General features: G+C 43.3%; 15 protein-coding genes. 13 read left to right on the top strand and 2 right to left on the bottom strand.

Annotated features, from left to right (window positions below):
- The first annotated feature begins 17 nt into the window (after window positions 1-17).
- Together NL930_RS10465 and NL930_RS10460 are read left to right on the top strand one after the other, a co-directional pair.
- A complete protein-coding gene (locus NL930_RS10465; protein ID WP_039672266.1) occupies window positions 18-1358 on the top strand; it encodes an FAD-dependent oxidoreductase in 1341 nt (446 codons plus the stop codon).
- A 37-nt stretch (window positions 1359-1395) separates the two neighbouring features.
- On the top strand, window positions 1396-2082 hold the full coding sequence (locus tag NL930_RS10460; protein ID WP_254376639.1) for a class I SAM-dependent methyltransferase: 687 nt from the start codon (window positions 1396-1398) through the stop codon (window positions 2080-2082).
- Here NL930_RS10460 and NL930_RS10455 read toward each other — a convergent pair.
- Window positions 2079-2567: a hypothetical protein gene (locus NL930_RS10455; protein ID WP_041962097.1), complete on the bottom strand. Its 489-nt coding sequence runs from the start codon at window positions 2565-2567 to the stop codon at window positions 2079-2081. The two genes, NL930_RS10460 and NL930_RS10455, sit on opposite strands and share 4 nt — an antisense overlap.
- A gap of 84 nt (window positions 2568-2651) precedes the next feature.
- On the opposite strand from NL930_RS10455, the gene NL930_RS10450 reads away from it, so the two are divergent.
- Together NL930_RS10450 and NL930_RS10445 are read left to right on the top strand one after the other, a co-directional pair.
- Window positions 2652-3113, top strand: a complete 462-nt coding sequence (locus tag NL930_RS10450) for a GNAT family N-acetyltransferase (protein WP_254376638.1) — start codon at window positions 2652-2654, stop codon at window positions 3111-3113.
- A 49-nt stretch (window positions 3114-3162) separates the two neighbouring features.
- Complete coding sequence (locus NL930_RS10445) at window positions 3163-4332, top strand: S41 family peptidase (protein ID WP_254376637.1); 1170 nt, start codon at window positions 3163-3165, stop codon at window positions 4330-4332.
- A gap of 46 nt (window positions 4333-4378) precedes the next feature.
- Here the strand turns inward: NL930_RS10445 and NL930_RS10440 are convergent, their stop codons facing one another.
- Complete coding sequence (locus NL930_RS10440; protein ID WP_039672271.1) at window positions 4379-5416, bottom strand: chemotaxis protein CheX; 1038 nt, start codon at window positions 5414-5416, stop codon at window positions 4379-4381.
- A 135-nt stretch (window positions 5417-5551) separates the two neighbouring features.
- Here NL930_RS10440 and NL930_RS10435 point away from each other — a divergent pair, with 135 nt between their 5' ends.
- The 9 genes from NL930_RS10435 to NL930_RS10395 all read left to right on the top strand — a co-directional run bounded on the left by NL930_RS10435 (window position 5552) and on the right by NL930_RS10395 (window position 12605).
- Entirely contained in the window at window positions 5552-5995 is a 444-nt protein-coding gene (locus NL930_RS10435; protein WP_254376636.1) for a hypothetical protein, read from the top strand.
- Between the two features lie 79 nt (window positions 5996-6074).
- The gene (gene pyk / locus NL930_RS10430) at window positions 6075-7520 is read left to right on the top strand and encodes a pyruvate kinase (protein WP_060826523.1); all 1446 of its coding nucleotides are present in this window, start codon (window positions 6075-6077) and stop codon (window positions 7518-7520) included.
- 85 nt (window positions 7521-7605) lie between these two features.
- Entirely contained in the window at window positions 7606-7914 is a 309-nt protein-coding gene (rplU, locus tag NL930_RS10425) for a 50S ribosomal protein L21 (RefSeq protein ID WP_039672274.1), read from the top strand.
- Window positions 7915-7949: 35 nt separating this feature from the next.
- Window positions 7950-8210 (top strand): 50S ribosomal protein L27, encoded by a 261-nt coding sequence (gene rpmA / locus NL930_RS10420; RefSeq protein ID WP_039672275.1) that lies wholly within the window; start codon window positions 7950-7952, stop codon window positions 8208-8210.
- A 142-nt stretch (window positions 8211-8352) separates the two neighbouring features.
- Window positions 8353-9459 carry a GTPase ObgE gene (gene obgE / locus NL930_RS10415; RefSeq protein WP_254376635.1) on the top strand — a complete coding sequence of 369 codons (1107 nt, stop codon included), beginning with the start codon at window positions 8353-8355 and terminating at the stop codon, window positions 9457-9459.
- Entirely contained in the window at window positions 9440-10207 is a 768-nt protein-coding gene (gene proB / locus NL930_RS10410; RefSeq protein ID WP_039672277.1) for a glutamate 5-kinase, read from the top strand. Before obgE ends, proB begins: the two co-directional genes overlap by 20 nt.
- Before the next feature lie 79 nt (window positions 10208-10286).
- Entirely contained in the window at window positions 10287-11207 is a 921-nt protein-coding gene (gene fmt, locus NL930_RS10405) for a methionyl-tRNA formyltransferase (protein ID WP_254376634.1), read from the top strand.
- Complete coding sequence (locus NL930_RS10400; RefSeq protein ID WP_039672483.1) at window positions 11188-11823, top strand: biotin--[acetyl-CoA-carboxylase] ligase; 636 nt, start codon at window positions 11188-11190, stop codon at window positions 11821-11823. Before fmt ends, NL930_RS10400 begins: the two co-directional genes overlap by 20 nt.
- Window positions 11820-12605, top strand: a complete 786-nt coding sequence (locus NL930_RS10395) for a ParA family protein (RefSeq protein ID WP_039672279.1) — start codon at window positions 11820-11822, stop codon at window positions 12603-12605. Before NL930_RS10400 ends, NL930_RS10395 begins: the two co-directional genes overlap by 4 nt.

Raw genomic sequence — 12605 nt, 5'->3', positions numbered from 1 at the left:
GTAGGAAGTTGTTCAATATGACAAAAAATCACTATGACGTTTTAGTCGTCGGTGGCGGAATTTCAGGTGCGGCTCTATTTTACGAGCTTGCAAGATACACGGATATTAAGCGTATCGCGCTGGTTGAAAAATATGAAAAATTGGCAAAGCTTAATTCTGCCGGAACGTCAAACTCTCAAACGATTCACTGCGGTGACATCGAGACAAACTATACTCTAGAAAAAGCGAAAAAAGTCAAAGAAACGGCGAGTATGGTCGCAAAATATTGCCTTCAATACGGTCATGAAGGAAAGTTTTTATTTGCACACCAAAAAATGGCAATCGGCGTAGGCGATACCGAAGTGGCGTATATGCAAAAACGTTACGAAGAGTTTAAAGAGTTGTATCCGTATTTGGAAGTGTTCGATAAAGAAAAATTGGCGAAAATCGAGCCGAAATTGATCTTCGACGAAAACGGTAAAGAACGACCGGAAAGCATTATAGGCGTAGGCGTCGAAGGCGGCGAGTACAGTACGGTCGATTTTGGAGCGATGACGGAAAGTTTGGTCGAAGAAGCGCAAAAAATCGAAGGAAAAGTTGCGGACGTATACTTAAATGCGCAAGTGACGAACATTACAAAACTCGGCGATATGTTTGTCGTGATGACCAAAGACCATACTTTTACGGCGGATTTTGTTGTCGTGAACGCCGGAGCACATTCGCTTTATTTGGCGCATCAGATGGGATTCGGACTAGATTTTGCGTGTTTACCGGTTGCGGGAAGTTTTTACTTGACGAAACAAAAGATGCTCAACGGTAAAGTTTATATGGTTCAAAATCCAAAGCTTCCGTTTGCCGCATTACACGGCGACCCTGACGTTTTAGCCGGCGGCTGTACGCGTTTTGGTCCAACGGCGCTGGTTTTGCCGAAATTGGAGCGTTACACGGGCGGTACGTATCTTGATTTTTGGCAAACGTTGCAATTTGACGGAAAAGTCGCAAAAGTGTTCTACGATTTGCTCAAAGATAGCGATATTAGAAACTATATTTTCCGTAACTTTTTATTTGAAGTGCCTTATTTCAATAAAGGGCTTTTCTTAAAAGATGCACGAAAAATCGTTCCTTCGTTGCAATTAGACGAAATTGAATACGCAAAGAATTTCGGCGGCGTACGACCGCAGGTCATCAACAAAAAAGAACAAAAGTTAATGTTAGGCGAAGCGAGCATTAATCCTGGTATCGGCATTATTTTCAACATGACGCCAAGCCCAGGAGCGACGAGCTGTTTAGGCAATGCCCGTCGGGACGTTAAACTGGTATGCGAACATCTCGGTCGTACGTTTAACGAAGCCTTGTTTCGACAAGAGTTATTAGACTAAAAATCTTCGAGGGCATAACGCCCTCGGAAAGTTGCGCATGAATCCACTCGATCTTTACGCCAAAATTGAACCTTTCATCGGTTTTTACGACCAATATGAAATTCTCTATAAAACGTACCTTCGGTATTTAAGCTCTTATTCTATCGGTTCGGTTTTAGATGTGGGATGCGGGAACGGAAAGTTTTTAAAGCATCTTTTAGAGCGACATATCGACGCGGAAGGGATCGATCGGAGTGCTTCTATGGTTCAGCGTGCCAACGAGATCGGCGTTCGAGCATCGTGTAAAGAGTTGGAGGATTTTGAGGCGGAATGTTTTGACTGCGTTACGGCGGTCGCGGACGTGCTCAATTACATACCGCCTAAAGAGTTGGCGGGTTTTTTTCACGCGATTAATCGCGTGTTAAAACCCAAAGGCTATTTTGTGTGCGACGTCAATACTTTGTACGGATTTGAAGCCGTTGCGGAGGGCGTGATGCGCTTTGAAAACGAAACGCAGTTTTTATGCATCGAAGCCAATTATGCCGACAAAGAGCTTTTAACGCATATCGCATTTTTTGAAAAAGAGGGCGAGCTTTACCGTAAACACAGCGGTCAAATCCGACAATATTTTCACACGCTCGGCGAACTCAAAAAACAAGAAGGGTTTCGATTGGAGACAACCGAAGCCCTGAGGCTTTTTGGCGATTCACCCGATAAGACCTTGTTAGTGTATCGGAAACGTTAAGCTAAATCTTGCAAAAACGTACCGAGCATCGTATTTTGCTGATCGAGCTTATCTTCCGCTTGCATTTTTTCTTGGAGTTGTTTTCGGTAGGCGTCGAGCATATCGTCAAGGCTCGTCAACGCATCTTCGCGGGCTTTACCGGTAAGCGGCGGTTGCGTGGATTCTCCTAGACCTAATTTTTCAGTAAGTTCCGCTTTCTTTTCTTCGATTAGTTTCTCAATTTTTTCAAAATTGTAGTCTTGGTAAAATGCAAGAGCACCTTTGGTTTTTAGATCTTCTAAAAACGTTTCAACCGCAGGATCCCTCTGCGTCGTCTCGGAATCTTTGATCGTCGAGGCTTCATTATCGGTTGAAAATTTGGCTTTAATTTCGTCGGCGAGTGTTTGTGCAAACGAGCTCGCATCTTCCAGACCGTTTTTAACGCGTGTCGTCGTCGAATCAAGAAGCGACTGATACGTTTTTTTCGTTTGGTCGTCAATCATCATCGTTTACTCCTTGTCGTGATAATAAGTACAAGCAAAAATGATTCCTATGTTACAATACGTTTACCAATTGAACAAGGAACGATGATGTTAAAAATCCGTCAAGCAACGATTGAAGATTGCGATAAACTCGTAACGTTACTTCTACAACTTTTCGAGCAAGAGACCGAGTTCATCCCGAATCGATCTTTACATGTTAAAGGGCTTGAAAGCATATTACGCGATGCTTCGATCGGCGTTATTCTCGTAGCCGAAAACGAAAAAAGCATCATCGCAATGGTCAGTCTTTTATGGAGTATCAGTACGGCGTTAGGTGCTAAGGTCGCGTGGCTGGAAGATATGGTCGTTGATAACGCGTTTCGTTCCGAAGGTATCGGTTCTGTTTTAATCCATGAAGCGATTGCGTACGCGCGAAGCGTCGGATGCCGTCGTATAACGCTCTTAACGGACGGGGATAATATACCGGCGCGTCGTTTTTATGAGAAATACGGCTTTCAAGCCTCGTCGATGCAACCGTTTCGATTGCTCTTAAGTGACGTTTCTTGTTAAAAAAAGGCAAAAACGCTACTATAGTATTCGGAAAAAATAAAGGATTGACGTGAAAAGGTTTGTGTACGGTATGCTCGTAACGGTATCGTTGGTATGGGCACAATCTTCCAAAACGGTTACGCCGGAGGAAGCTATGCTTGCGTATCAAGAAGTCGTTAAAAAACTAAAAGACGAATTTGTTCAACCGATTGACGAAAAAAGATTGATGGACAGTTGTTTGGAGGGTATGGTTAATAGCGTTGATAAAAACGGACGCTATTTTAACGAAGAAGAGTACGAAACGCTCTATTTAAGCAATACGCCCGTAGCGGGCGTCGGGCTTTTTTTGGCGCAAAAACGACATCATATTTTTGTTAAGTCCGTCGTCGAACACTCTCCGGCGTATAAGGCCGCTTTGCAAAAAGGCGATGAAATTATTCAGGTCGGCTCCTATTTGGTACGTGATCTCAATTTTGAAGAGGTGATTGCCGAGCTAAGGGGTGCTCCCAACAGTAAAGTGAAAATAACGTTTTTAAAGCCCAATACGACAAAGCCAGTAGAAGTGACACTCACGCGTAAAGAGGTCAATATTAACGCAGTTACGTCGTTAATGTACGAAGGAGATATCGCATACGTCAAAGTCAGTTCGTTTATGCAAGAAGGCTTCGGCGAAATGCTTGAAGATATACGTTATCTCTACGATGCACAAGAACAGCGGATTAAAGGGATGGTATTGGATTTACGGGATAATCCGGGCGGCAATCTCAATATCGGTTTAGCGGTTACGGGACTGTTTTTGGAGAACGACAAACTTATTTTAAACGTTAAAAGTCGCAACAAAGACGACAAACGCTACTATAAAAACCGTTTAGAAGAGTATGAAATGAGCGATTATGCGGAAAAAATCGAAAAACTCTCGTTTTTAAAGACGGTACCTCTGATTGTTTTGGTCAATCGTGACTCCGCAGGCGGTGCGGAAATCGTTGCGTCGGTTTTACAAGAGTATCAACGAGCAAAAGTCATCGGAACGCCGACATACGGAAAAGATACGTTTGCGACGCTTTTCCCTTTGAGTAGTCGTGTCTCGGCAGTAAAATTTGCGACGGCTCGTTGGAGTACGCCCAAAGGAAAAAGCGTTTGGCCAAGCGGTGTCGTTCCGAATATCGAAGTCAAACCGAGCAACGACGCTTCGGAAGATAACGTCTTAGACCAGGCCTTAAGTATTTTGCATCAAAAATAACGAAAATCGCTCAATGCTGTATTTTGGAAGAGTGGTGATTCGAAGCTTATTTGGTGATAAACATGTAAAACGGTTTGTTACTAAGTTGCATGTCGATCCATACGCCGTTGGTTCCGGTAGAGGCATTGAGGGCGACGTTAGGCGATAGATAGGTTTTAGGTAGCTCAAATAGAACTTTGATCTGTTTTGTCGAGAAAATCGTTTTTGCCGAACCCGTGATAATATTGCAAAATTCGGCGACGCCGTCCGTGATTGCGGCGGTATCGTCGCCGTTGACATGTTCTCCTAGCATAGCCTCCAAAGCCGCAACGGCAAGTTCTCTTGGAAAAACTAAAAAGAATGTACCGCTGACGTCGCCTTTAAATTTCATTGCCGCGATAATGACCTGTGCCGGAATTTTCTCGTTAAAAGGGCGAATTTCGTGCTTGATTTTTTGTGCTTCCAATCCGGTAATCGTGACCAACGTATTTACGGCGGTATCGATAAAAACGGGTAAGTTGACAATCAATTGCTTTGAAAGCGATAAATTGGGAATTGAGGGAGCGGAACTTGCTTTTTTAACTACCGTATGCGTAATGGTCATATCGTATTTTTTTGCCATCGCTTTTAGTTTAAAGTCTTCGGCATCGTAAGCATGTACGACGCTATAGCCTAATTTTGTCAGTTCGGAAGAAATTTTATCGGCGTTGTCTTTATCGGTATCGAAGAGAAGAACGCAGAGTTCTTTTTTAAACGACGAAGGATTGAAAAATAAAATAGCGACATTAACGTTTTGAAAAAGTTGAACCGCCGTATCGGCACTCATTTGTTTGAGATGCTCGAAAGACTCTTTTTTATAATCGCCTAAAGCCGTCGGGATATTTAGGGCTTGCGAAAGTTTTTCCAACACTTTAATCAGGTGCCCAAAAGATGCATTTTGCGTAGAGGGTGCATTTTTTAGGGAGATATAGATGCCCTTAATCCCTTTTTCTTTTAAGAGGGCATTTTGGCTGACGATCGTATTGAACAAAACCGTATTTCGGCTCTCCAAGACCGCCTCGTTATAGTCGACGATAAAAATAGCATGTTGAATCGTATGTGTCATGATGTTGTGTTCGCATTAAAGAAATGAGATGAATTTAAAACGCAAAGATAGTACCATAGAAAGCTTTTAATTTTATTGAAACAATCTGACGCTATAATTAAAATTACACAAAATAACAAGGAGGCATCGAGCGTCATGAATACGTCGTTTGAAGACATCGATGCCGCAATAAAACGTTATGTCGAAGATGAAATCGCGCATGAAATTACCCAAGAGTTAGAAGACTTGATCTTTTTCTCAAGCTATACGGTCAACTTTGACGTTTTTCAAAAAGCAACGCACAAACTTAAAAAAATGGCACGGCACCAAGAGGGATACGGCGAACACGTTTGGCGAGCGGATGCTCACAAACTAATAACACGTTACGGCCTAGACGTCGCGATACCGAGCGAACGCTATGCTTACATGTTAAAATTATTGCTGCAGGCGCAAATTCAAATCAACGAGTCGGTGATACGCCATTTTAAAGATTTATGCCAAAGAGCCCATTCTCTAGAATACCTCCAAACCCGTACCGAAGCGATTTATCGACTTTTGTTTGACGAGAAGGTATGTTCAAATCTTCAGCATGTTTTTTAGGTAGGATGAACCCTTCTCGTGATATAATTTTGTAACAATCTCAAAGTACAATAGAACTTATTTTAACGAAGGAAAAAAGATGGATAAAAAGACAAAAATCCTCGCAACCGTGGGACCGGCCAGTGACAGCGTAGAAATTTTAGAAGGTATGATTAAAGCCGGCGTGAACGTCTTTCGTCTTAATTTTAGCCACGGAAGCCATGAATACCATGCGGGAACCTTAGCCAAAATACGCGAAGCCGAGGCTAACGTCGGCAAAAAGATCGGTGTCTTGCAAGATATTTGCGGCCCAAAAATCCGCGTCGGAAAGCTCGAAGACGATTTTTATTTGGAACCGGGCGACAAGCTTTATTTTACGAAAGAGCAAATCGTCGGCAAGAAAACCGCCGAACACGGTTATACGTTATGCATTAATCAACCGCAAATTTTAGACATGCTTCAAGTGGACGAGTATATTTACCTCTATGACGGCAATATTCGCGCTAAAGTCATCGAAATCGGTGAGCATATCGTCACGGAAATCGAAAACAACGGAAAGCTCTCTTCCAATAAAGGGGTCAATTTCCCCAATACGGTCATTAACATCGAAGTCATTACGCCCAAAGACGAAGCCGACCTTGCATGGGGTGCGCAAAACGGTGTGGATTTTGTAGCCGTTTCTTTCGTACAAAGTGCTAAAGATATTTTACATGCTCGCAGGATTTTAAAAGAGCATAAATCACGCGCGCACCTTTTCGCAAAAATCGAAAAATTCGACGCGGTGGAAAAAATCGACGAGATTTTAGAGGTCAGCGACGGTATTATGGTCGCACGCGGCGATTTGGGAATCGAAGTTCCGTATTACAAAGTACCGAGTATCCAAAAGAGATTGATCGCAAAAGCCAATGCGGCGTCAAAACCCGTCATTACCGCAACGCAAATGTTGCTTTCTATGGCGGAAAAAGAGATGGCGACGCGTGCGGAAATCAGCGACGTTGCCAATGCCGTTTTAGACGGAACCGACGCCGTGATGCTTTCCGAAGAGAGTGCTATCGGTAAAAATCCGATTCACGTCGTTGAGGTTATGGCCAATACGATTCGTGAAACGGAAGCGATTTATCCCTACAGCAAATTTGAAATGTATCCGTTCTTGGATGAAACCGATATTATCTCTTCATCTACGGCACGCCTTGCCGATCGCTTGGGTGTAGAAGCGATGATTTCGCTGACGAGTTCGGGTAAATCGGCCAAAAAATTGGCGCGTTATCGCATTCGTGCCGATATTTATGCCGTAACGCACGATGAGAGAACGGCGCGTTCTTTGACGATTGCATGGGGTATTAAGCCCATTATGAACATTGAAGCGAGCAACTTAAATATGATGCTCGGAAAAACGCTTCAAAAAGGAATCGAAAGAGGTTTAATCAACAAAGACAAAACCTATATCGTTACCGCAGGTTATCCGGCGGGCGTCGAGGGTAGCACGAACTTTATTCGTATTTTAAAACGCGAGCAGATTGAGTACTACACCGATATGGTTTTATAAGATTAAGAGAGTTTTATATTGGCTTAAAGGTTTTTTAGATAAAATCCAAGCCTTAAAATAAATCTCTCCCAAGAAGGACATACGCATGTATGCAATCATTAAAAATGGCGGGAAGCAGTATAAAGTTCAAGAAGGCGACTATTTAAATGTCGACAAACTTGACGCTCAGCCACAAGAGAAAGTAGTTGTGACAGAAGTTCTTGCCGTCAATAACGGTGAACTGAAAGTGGGAAATCCATTCGTCAGCGGTGCGGAAGTAGAATTGGTCGTTGTAACTGAAGGTAAAGACAAAAAAGTCATTACGTTCAAAAAACGTAGAAGAAAAGACTCTAAAGTAAAACGCGGTTTTAGAAGACAGTATAGCAGAGTCAAAGTTGTAAGCATTAAAGCTTAACTTACACACGACGCAATAAAGATTAGGAGTAATCAATGGCTCACAAGAAAGGTCAAGGTAGTACCCAAAATAACAGAGATTCAGCAGGTCGAAGACTCGGCGTTAAAAAATTCGGCGGCGAGTTTGTCCGTGCGGGAAATATCATTATTCGCCAACGCGGAACCAAAGTACATGTAGGAAACAACGTCGGTATCGGCACGGATCATACGATTTATGCGTTAATCGACGGCTATGTTCAATTTCAACGTAAAGACAAAACACGCAACAAAGTTTCCGTTATCCCCGCTAGCTTATAATTCATCCGGTGAAGCGTTTAGCTTCACCGCTTTTCTTCTTTCATAAAAATGAATGACGTTACCTCTTGTGATTATCATCGTTTACGCTTACATGTAATGATCAGAGGTATACTGACGAACTTACTATACAAAAGGTTTGACGATGTTTATCGATAATGTACTACTGACTTTAAGCTCCGGAAAGGGCGGGCCGGGTTGTATCTCGTTCCGTAGGGAAAAACACGTGATCCAAGGCGGGCCTGACGGCGGTGACGGCGGACGCGGAGGGAACGTCTATTTTCAAATCGATCGCAACACGCACACGCTTTCGCATTTTCGCACCAATCAACATCTAAAAGCCAAAAACGGCGAACAAGGCATGGGGCGCAAAATGTACGGAAAATCCGGCGAGCATTTAGTCTTAAGCGTACCCCCCGGAACACAAATTATCGATGCTGAAACGGGCGAGATTTTACTTGACATGTTAGATCAAGACGAAAAACAATTGTTTCTAGAAGGCGGGCTAGGCGGATTGGGAAATACCCACTTTAAAAGCTCGACCAACCAACGCCCCGAATTTGCGCAACAAGGACGCCCCGGCGTTACCCGTAACGTTCGTTTGGAATTGAAATTGATCGCCGATGTTGGATTGGTAGGATTTCCGAACGTCGGAAAATCAACCCTGATTTCGGTACTTTCCAATGCACAGCCTGAAATCGCGAATTACGAATTTACGACCTTGACGCCAAAACTGGGCGTCGTCGTAACCGAAGATTACCGTTCGTACGTAATGGCGGATATTCCGGGGATTATCGAGGGAGCAAGCGAAGGTAAAGGTCTTGGAATAGACTTTTTGCGTCATATCGAACGTACGCAGTTTTTACTGTTTATGATCGATCTAGCCAATTACCGCGATTTAAAAGAGCAATATTTTACCCTCAAAGAAGAGTTGGAAAAATTTTCCGAAGAACTCTCTTCCCGAAATTTTGCGATTGCATTGACGCGTTGCGATACGATGAGCGTGGAAGAAGTTAATGAAAAAGTCGATTCTTTTTTGAGCTTATTGCATTTACAGCCCAACAAGGGTGCGGATAAATACAAAGTGCGTGAAGATCTGCACGCGTATGCTCAAGACGTTTATGAAAGAGACGCCGCATTGCCGTTTTTCGTCATACCGATCTCTTCCGTTTCAAAAATAAATATCGATGCGGTGAAATACGCATTATCAGACGTTATAACAAAGGTTCGTGATGAAAAGAGTCGTCGTTAAGGTCGGTACGCACGTACTAAGCGAAAACAATCGCTTATGTAAAGAGCGCATTTTAAATTTAGTCGAGTTTTTAGTCGCTTTAATGCAAAAATATGAAGTCATTTTAGTCTCTTCGGGAGCCGTTGCGGCAGGGCATTCTCTTTTAAAATTAGATAAAAACCTCTTGCACAATCGCCAAGCCATCGCAGCGGTCGGGCAGCCGCAATTGATGGCGACGTACAACAAAAAATTGGAAAAATTCGGTAAGAACGGCGCTCAGCTTTTGCTCACGGCGGATGATTTTGACTCGAGAAAACGCTGCTATCACGCCAAATGCACGATTGATACGCTTCTTCAAAACGGCATTTTACCCATCATTAACGAAAACGACGCTACGGCAACCGAAGAGTTGGTCTTTGGCGATAACGATCAACTCTCTTCGCGCGTCGCATACTATTTCGGAGCCGACATGTTAGTATTACTTTCCGATATCGACGGCTATTACGATAAAGATCCGCATCAATACGAAGACGCTAAAATGCGAAAAGTCGTACACGCGATTGAACCTTCCGAGCTGGAAGTTGAAAAAGCGGCACATTACGCTTTTGCTACCGGCGGCATCGCTACCAAACTGAAAGCCGCCCACTTTTTATTGGAGCATCGAAAATCGATGTTTATCGCCAGCGGTTTTGATTTGAGCGACGTGAAAAGCTTTATGCTTGAGGGCGTCCATAAAGGCGGAACACTCTTTACATGTGAAAACCGTTAAATCAAAGTGAATTTTTTCACTTTGATAGGTTTGGAACCGAAGCATGTATGTGAAGAATGAACCTATGCGAAGGAATACAATGCGAATTGTTTTTATGGGAACGCCTGCATATGCGACACGAATTTTAGAAGCATTGATGCAAGCTATCGAGTATGACGTTGTTTTATTGGTTACGCAAGAAGACAAACCCGTGGGACGTAAACAAATTTTGACGCCTCCGGATACGAAAGCATGGGCGCAAGAGCATTTTCCAAATCTTGAAGTTTATCAACCCAAACACCTAAGAAACGACGAAGCGGTCTCTAAAATTGCCGCTTGTCGTGCGGATTTTATCATCGTCGCGGCGTACGGACAAATTTTACCCGCATCGATTTTAGCGTTGGCTCCGTGTATTAATCTGCACGCATCGCTTCTTCCTAAATACCGAGGCGCAAGCCCGATTCAATCTACTTTGTTAGCCGACGAAACTTATGCGGGCGTGACGTCGATGCTGATGGAAGAGGGGCTTGATACGGGAGCGATGCTCGGATTTTCATACTTACATGTTAAACCAGACGATACATCAGAACAGCTCTTTGAAGCGTTATCGGATGCGGCGGCGTCTTTAACGCTAAAGACGTTAGCCCATTTTGAAAAACTCCACCCTTGGAAACAAGTCGATGCCGCTATGACGCATTGCCGCAAAATCAAAAAAGAAGACGGTTTAGTTTCATGGCAGGAAAAAGCGCAAACGCTGATGTGCAAATACCGGGCGTTTACGCCTTGGCCGGGGATTTATCTGGCATCGGGATTGAAACTGACGGAGCTTTCGTTAATCGACGCGGCAGGCAAAAACTCTCGCATCGGGTGCATTGAGCGCATTACGAACGAAGGCATTGTCGTAGGGTGTACCCAAGGTTCGCTTTTGATTTCAAAAGTGCAACCCTCTTCCAAAAACGCAATGCCTGTTTTGGACTATATTCGCGGAAAAAGGCTGACATGTGGTGATTCAATGGTTTGAGCGTATCGATTCGACGCACCGTTATTTGATCTCTAAACTTCGCGAAGGTACACTTCTTGCACCTTATGCGATCGGTGCCGTTGAGCAAACAGACGGTATCGGGAGTCGAGGCAATGCGTGGCAAGGCGGCAAAGGAAACTTTTTTTTCTCCTTTTGTGTAGAAGAGAAACAGTTACCCGAAGATTTACCGCTTGCTTCCGTTTCCATCTATTTTTCTTCTTTAGTGAAGCATATTTTGGAAGAACAAGGCTCGCATGTATGGTTAAAATGGCCGAATGATTTTTATCGGAGCGAGAAAAAAATCGGCGGATTGATTACGACGAAAATCGCCGGTACGATCGTCGGTTCAATAGGCCTGAATATCAGCTATGCACCCGAAAATTTTGATGTTTTAGACATCGATATCGCACCTCAAATTCTGGCTGAACGTTTGATGCAAGAGGTTGAGAAAAAAATATCGTGGAAGAAAGTTTTTAGTAAATATAAGATAGAATTTGACAAAAATCGAAAGTTTTCTTTCCATTTAGACGGCAAATTGGTCTCTTTGAACGATGCGGTATTGTGTGATGATGGCTCTATCGAGCTAGAAAATAAAAAGGTGTATAGTTTACGATGAGTGAGATTATAGCGATAGCAAATCAAAAAGGCGGCGTGGGTAAAACGACGACCGCTATTAATTTGGCTGCCTCTTTAGCCGTTGCCGAAAAGCGCGTGTTGTTGATCGATATTGACCCTCAAGCCAATGCTACAACGGGGCTCGGTTTTCACAGAAGTGACTACGAGTACAATATCTATCATGTTCTAATCGGCCGAAAGCGACTCTCGCAAGTCATATTGGAAACTTCGCTTTCGACGTTACATGTCGCACCCTCCAACATTGGGCTTGTGGGTGTCGAAAAAGAGTTTTACGATAACAACACCAAGGGTAGAGAGCTTATTTTGAAAAATAAAATCGAAGAGATCAGCGATCAGTACGATTATATCATCATCGATTCGCCGCCGGCATTAGGAAGCATTACGATCAATGCTTTAAGTGCCGCCAATTCCGTTATTATTCCGATTCAATGCGAATTTTTCGCATTGGAAGGTTTAGCGCAATTGCTCAATACCGTGAAATTAATTAAAAAAACCATTAACCCTACGCTTGAAATCAAAGGGTTTTTACCAACGATGTACAGTACGCAAAATAATCTTTCGAAGCAGGTTTTTGCCGACTTGAAAGAACACTTTAAAAGTAAACTGTTCGTCGACAAAGAGAACGCTTCATACGTCGTTATTCCGCGTAATATTAAGTTGGCGGAATCTCCGAGTTTCGGTAAACCGATTATCTTATACGACGTCGAATCTCCCGGCTCCAAAGCGTATCAAACGCTCGCCAATTCGATTTTAGTGAGTTAA

Origin of the sequence: Sulfurospirillum sp. hDNRA2 (genome assembly GCF_024206095.2) — a bacterium.
Classification (GTDB): domain Bacteria; phylum Campylobacterota; class Campylobacteria; order Campylobacterales; family Sulfurospirillaceae; genus Sulfurospirillum.
This window is presented reverse-complemented; position numbering and strand designations above follow the sequence as displayed.

Excerpts from the sequence above, each read along its gene's own strand:
- proB (WP_039672277.1), top strand. The coding sequence starts at position 9,440 with ATGAAAAGAGTCGTCGTTAAGGTCGGTACGCACGTACTAAGCGAAAAC.
- NL930_RS10435 (WP_254376636.1), top strand. The coding sequence starts at position 5,552 with ATGAATACGTCGTTTGAAGACATCGATGCCGCAATAAAACGTTATGTC.
- NL930_RS10465 (WP_039672266.1), top strand. The coding sequence starts at position 18 with ATGACAAAAAATCACTATGACGTTTTAGTCGTCGGTGGCGGAATTTCA.
- NL930_RS10455 (WP_041962097.1), bottom strand. The coding sequence starts at position 2,567 with ATGATGATTGACGACCAAACGAAAAAAACGTATCAGTCGCTTCTTGAT.
- NL930_RS10395 (WP_039672279.1), top strand. The coding sequence starts at position 11,820 with ATGAGTGAGATTATAGCGATAGCAAATCAAAAAGGCGGCGTGGGTAAA.
- NL930_RS10450 (WP_254376638.1), top strand. The coding sequence starts at position 2,652 with ATGTTAAAAATCCGTCAAGCAACGATTGAAGATTGCGATAAACTCGTA.
- obgE (WP_254376635.1), top strand. The coding sequence starts at position 8,353 with ATGTTTATCGATAATGTACTACTGACTTTAAGCTCCGGAAAGGGCGGG.
- pyk (WP_060826523.1), top strand. The coding sequence starts at position 6,075 with ATGGATAAAAAGACAAAAATCCTCGCAACCGTGGGACCGGCCAGTGAC.
- NL930_RS10460 (WP_254376639.1), top strand. The coding sequence starts at position 1,396 with ATGAATCCACTCGATCTTTACGCCAAAATTGAACCTTTCATCGGTTTT.
- rpmA (WP_039672275.1), top strand. The coding sequence starts at position 7,950 with ATGGCTCACAAGAAAGGTCAAGGTAGTACCCAAAATAACAGAGATTCA.
- fmt (WP_254376634.1), top strand. The coding sequence starts at position 10,287 with ATGCGAATTGTTTTTATGGGAACGCCTGCATATGCGACACGAATTTTA.
- rplU (WP_039672274.1), top strand. The coding sequence starts at position 7,606 with ATGTATGCAATCATTAAAAATGGCGGGAAGCAGTATAAAGTTCAAGAA.
- NL930_RS10440 (WP_039672271.1), bottom strand. The coding sequence starts at position 5,416 with ATGACACATACGATTCAACATGCTATTTTTATCGTCGACTATAACGAG.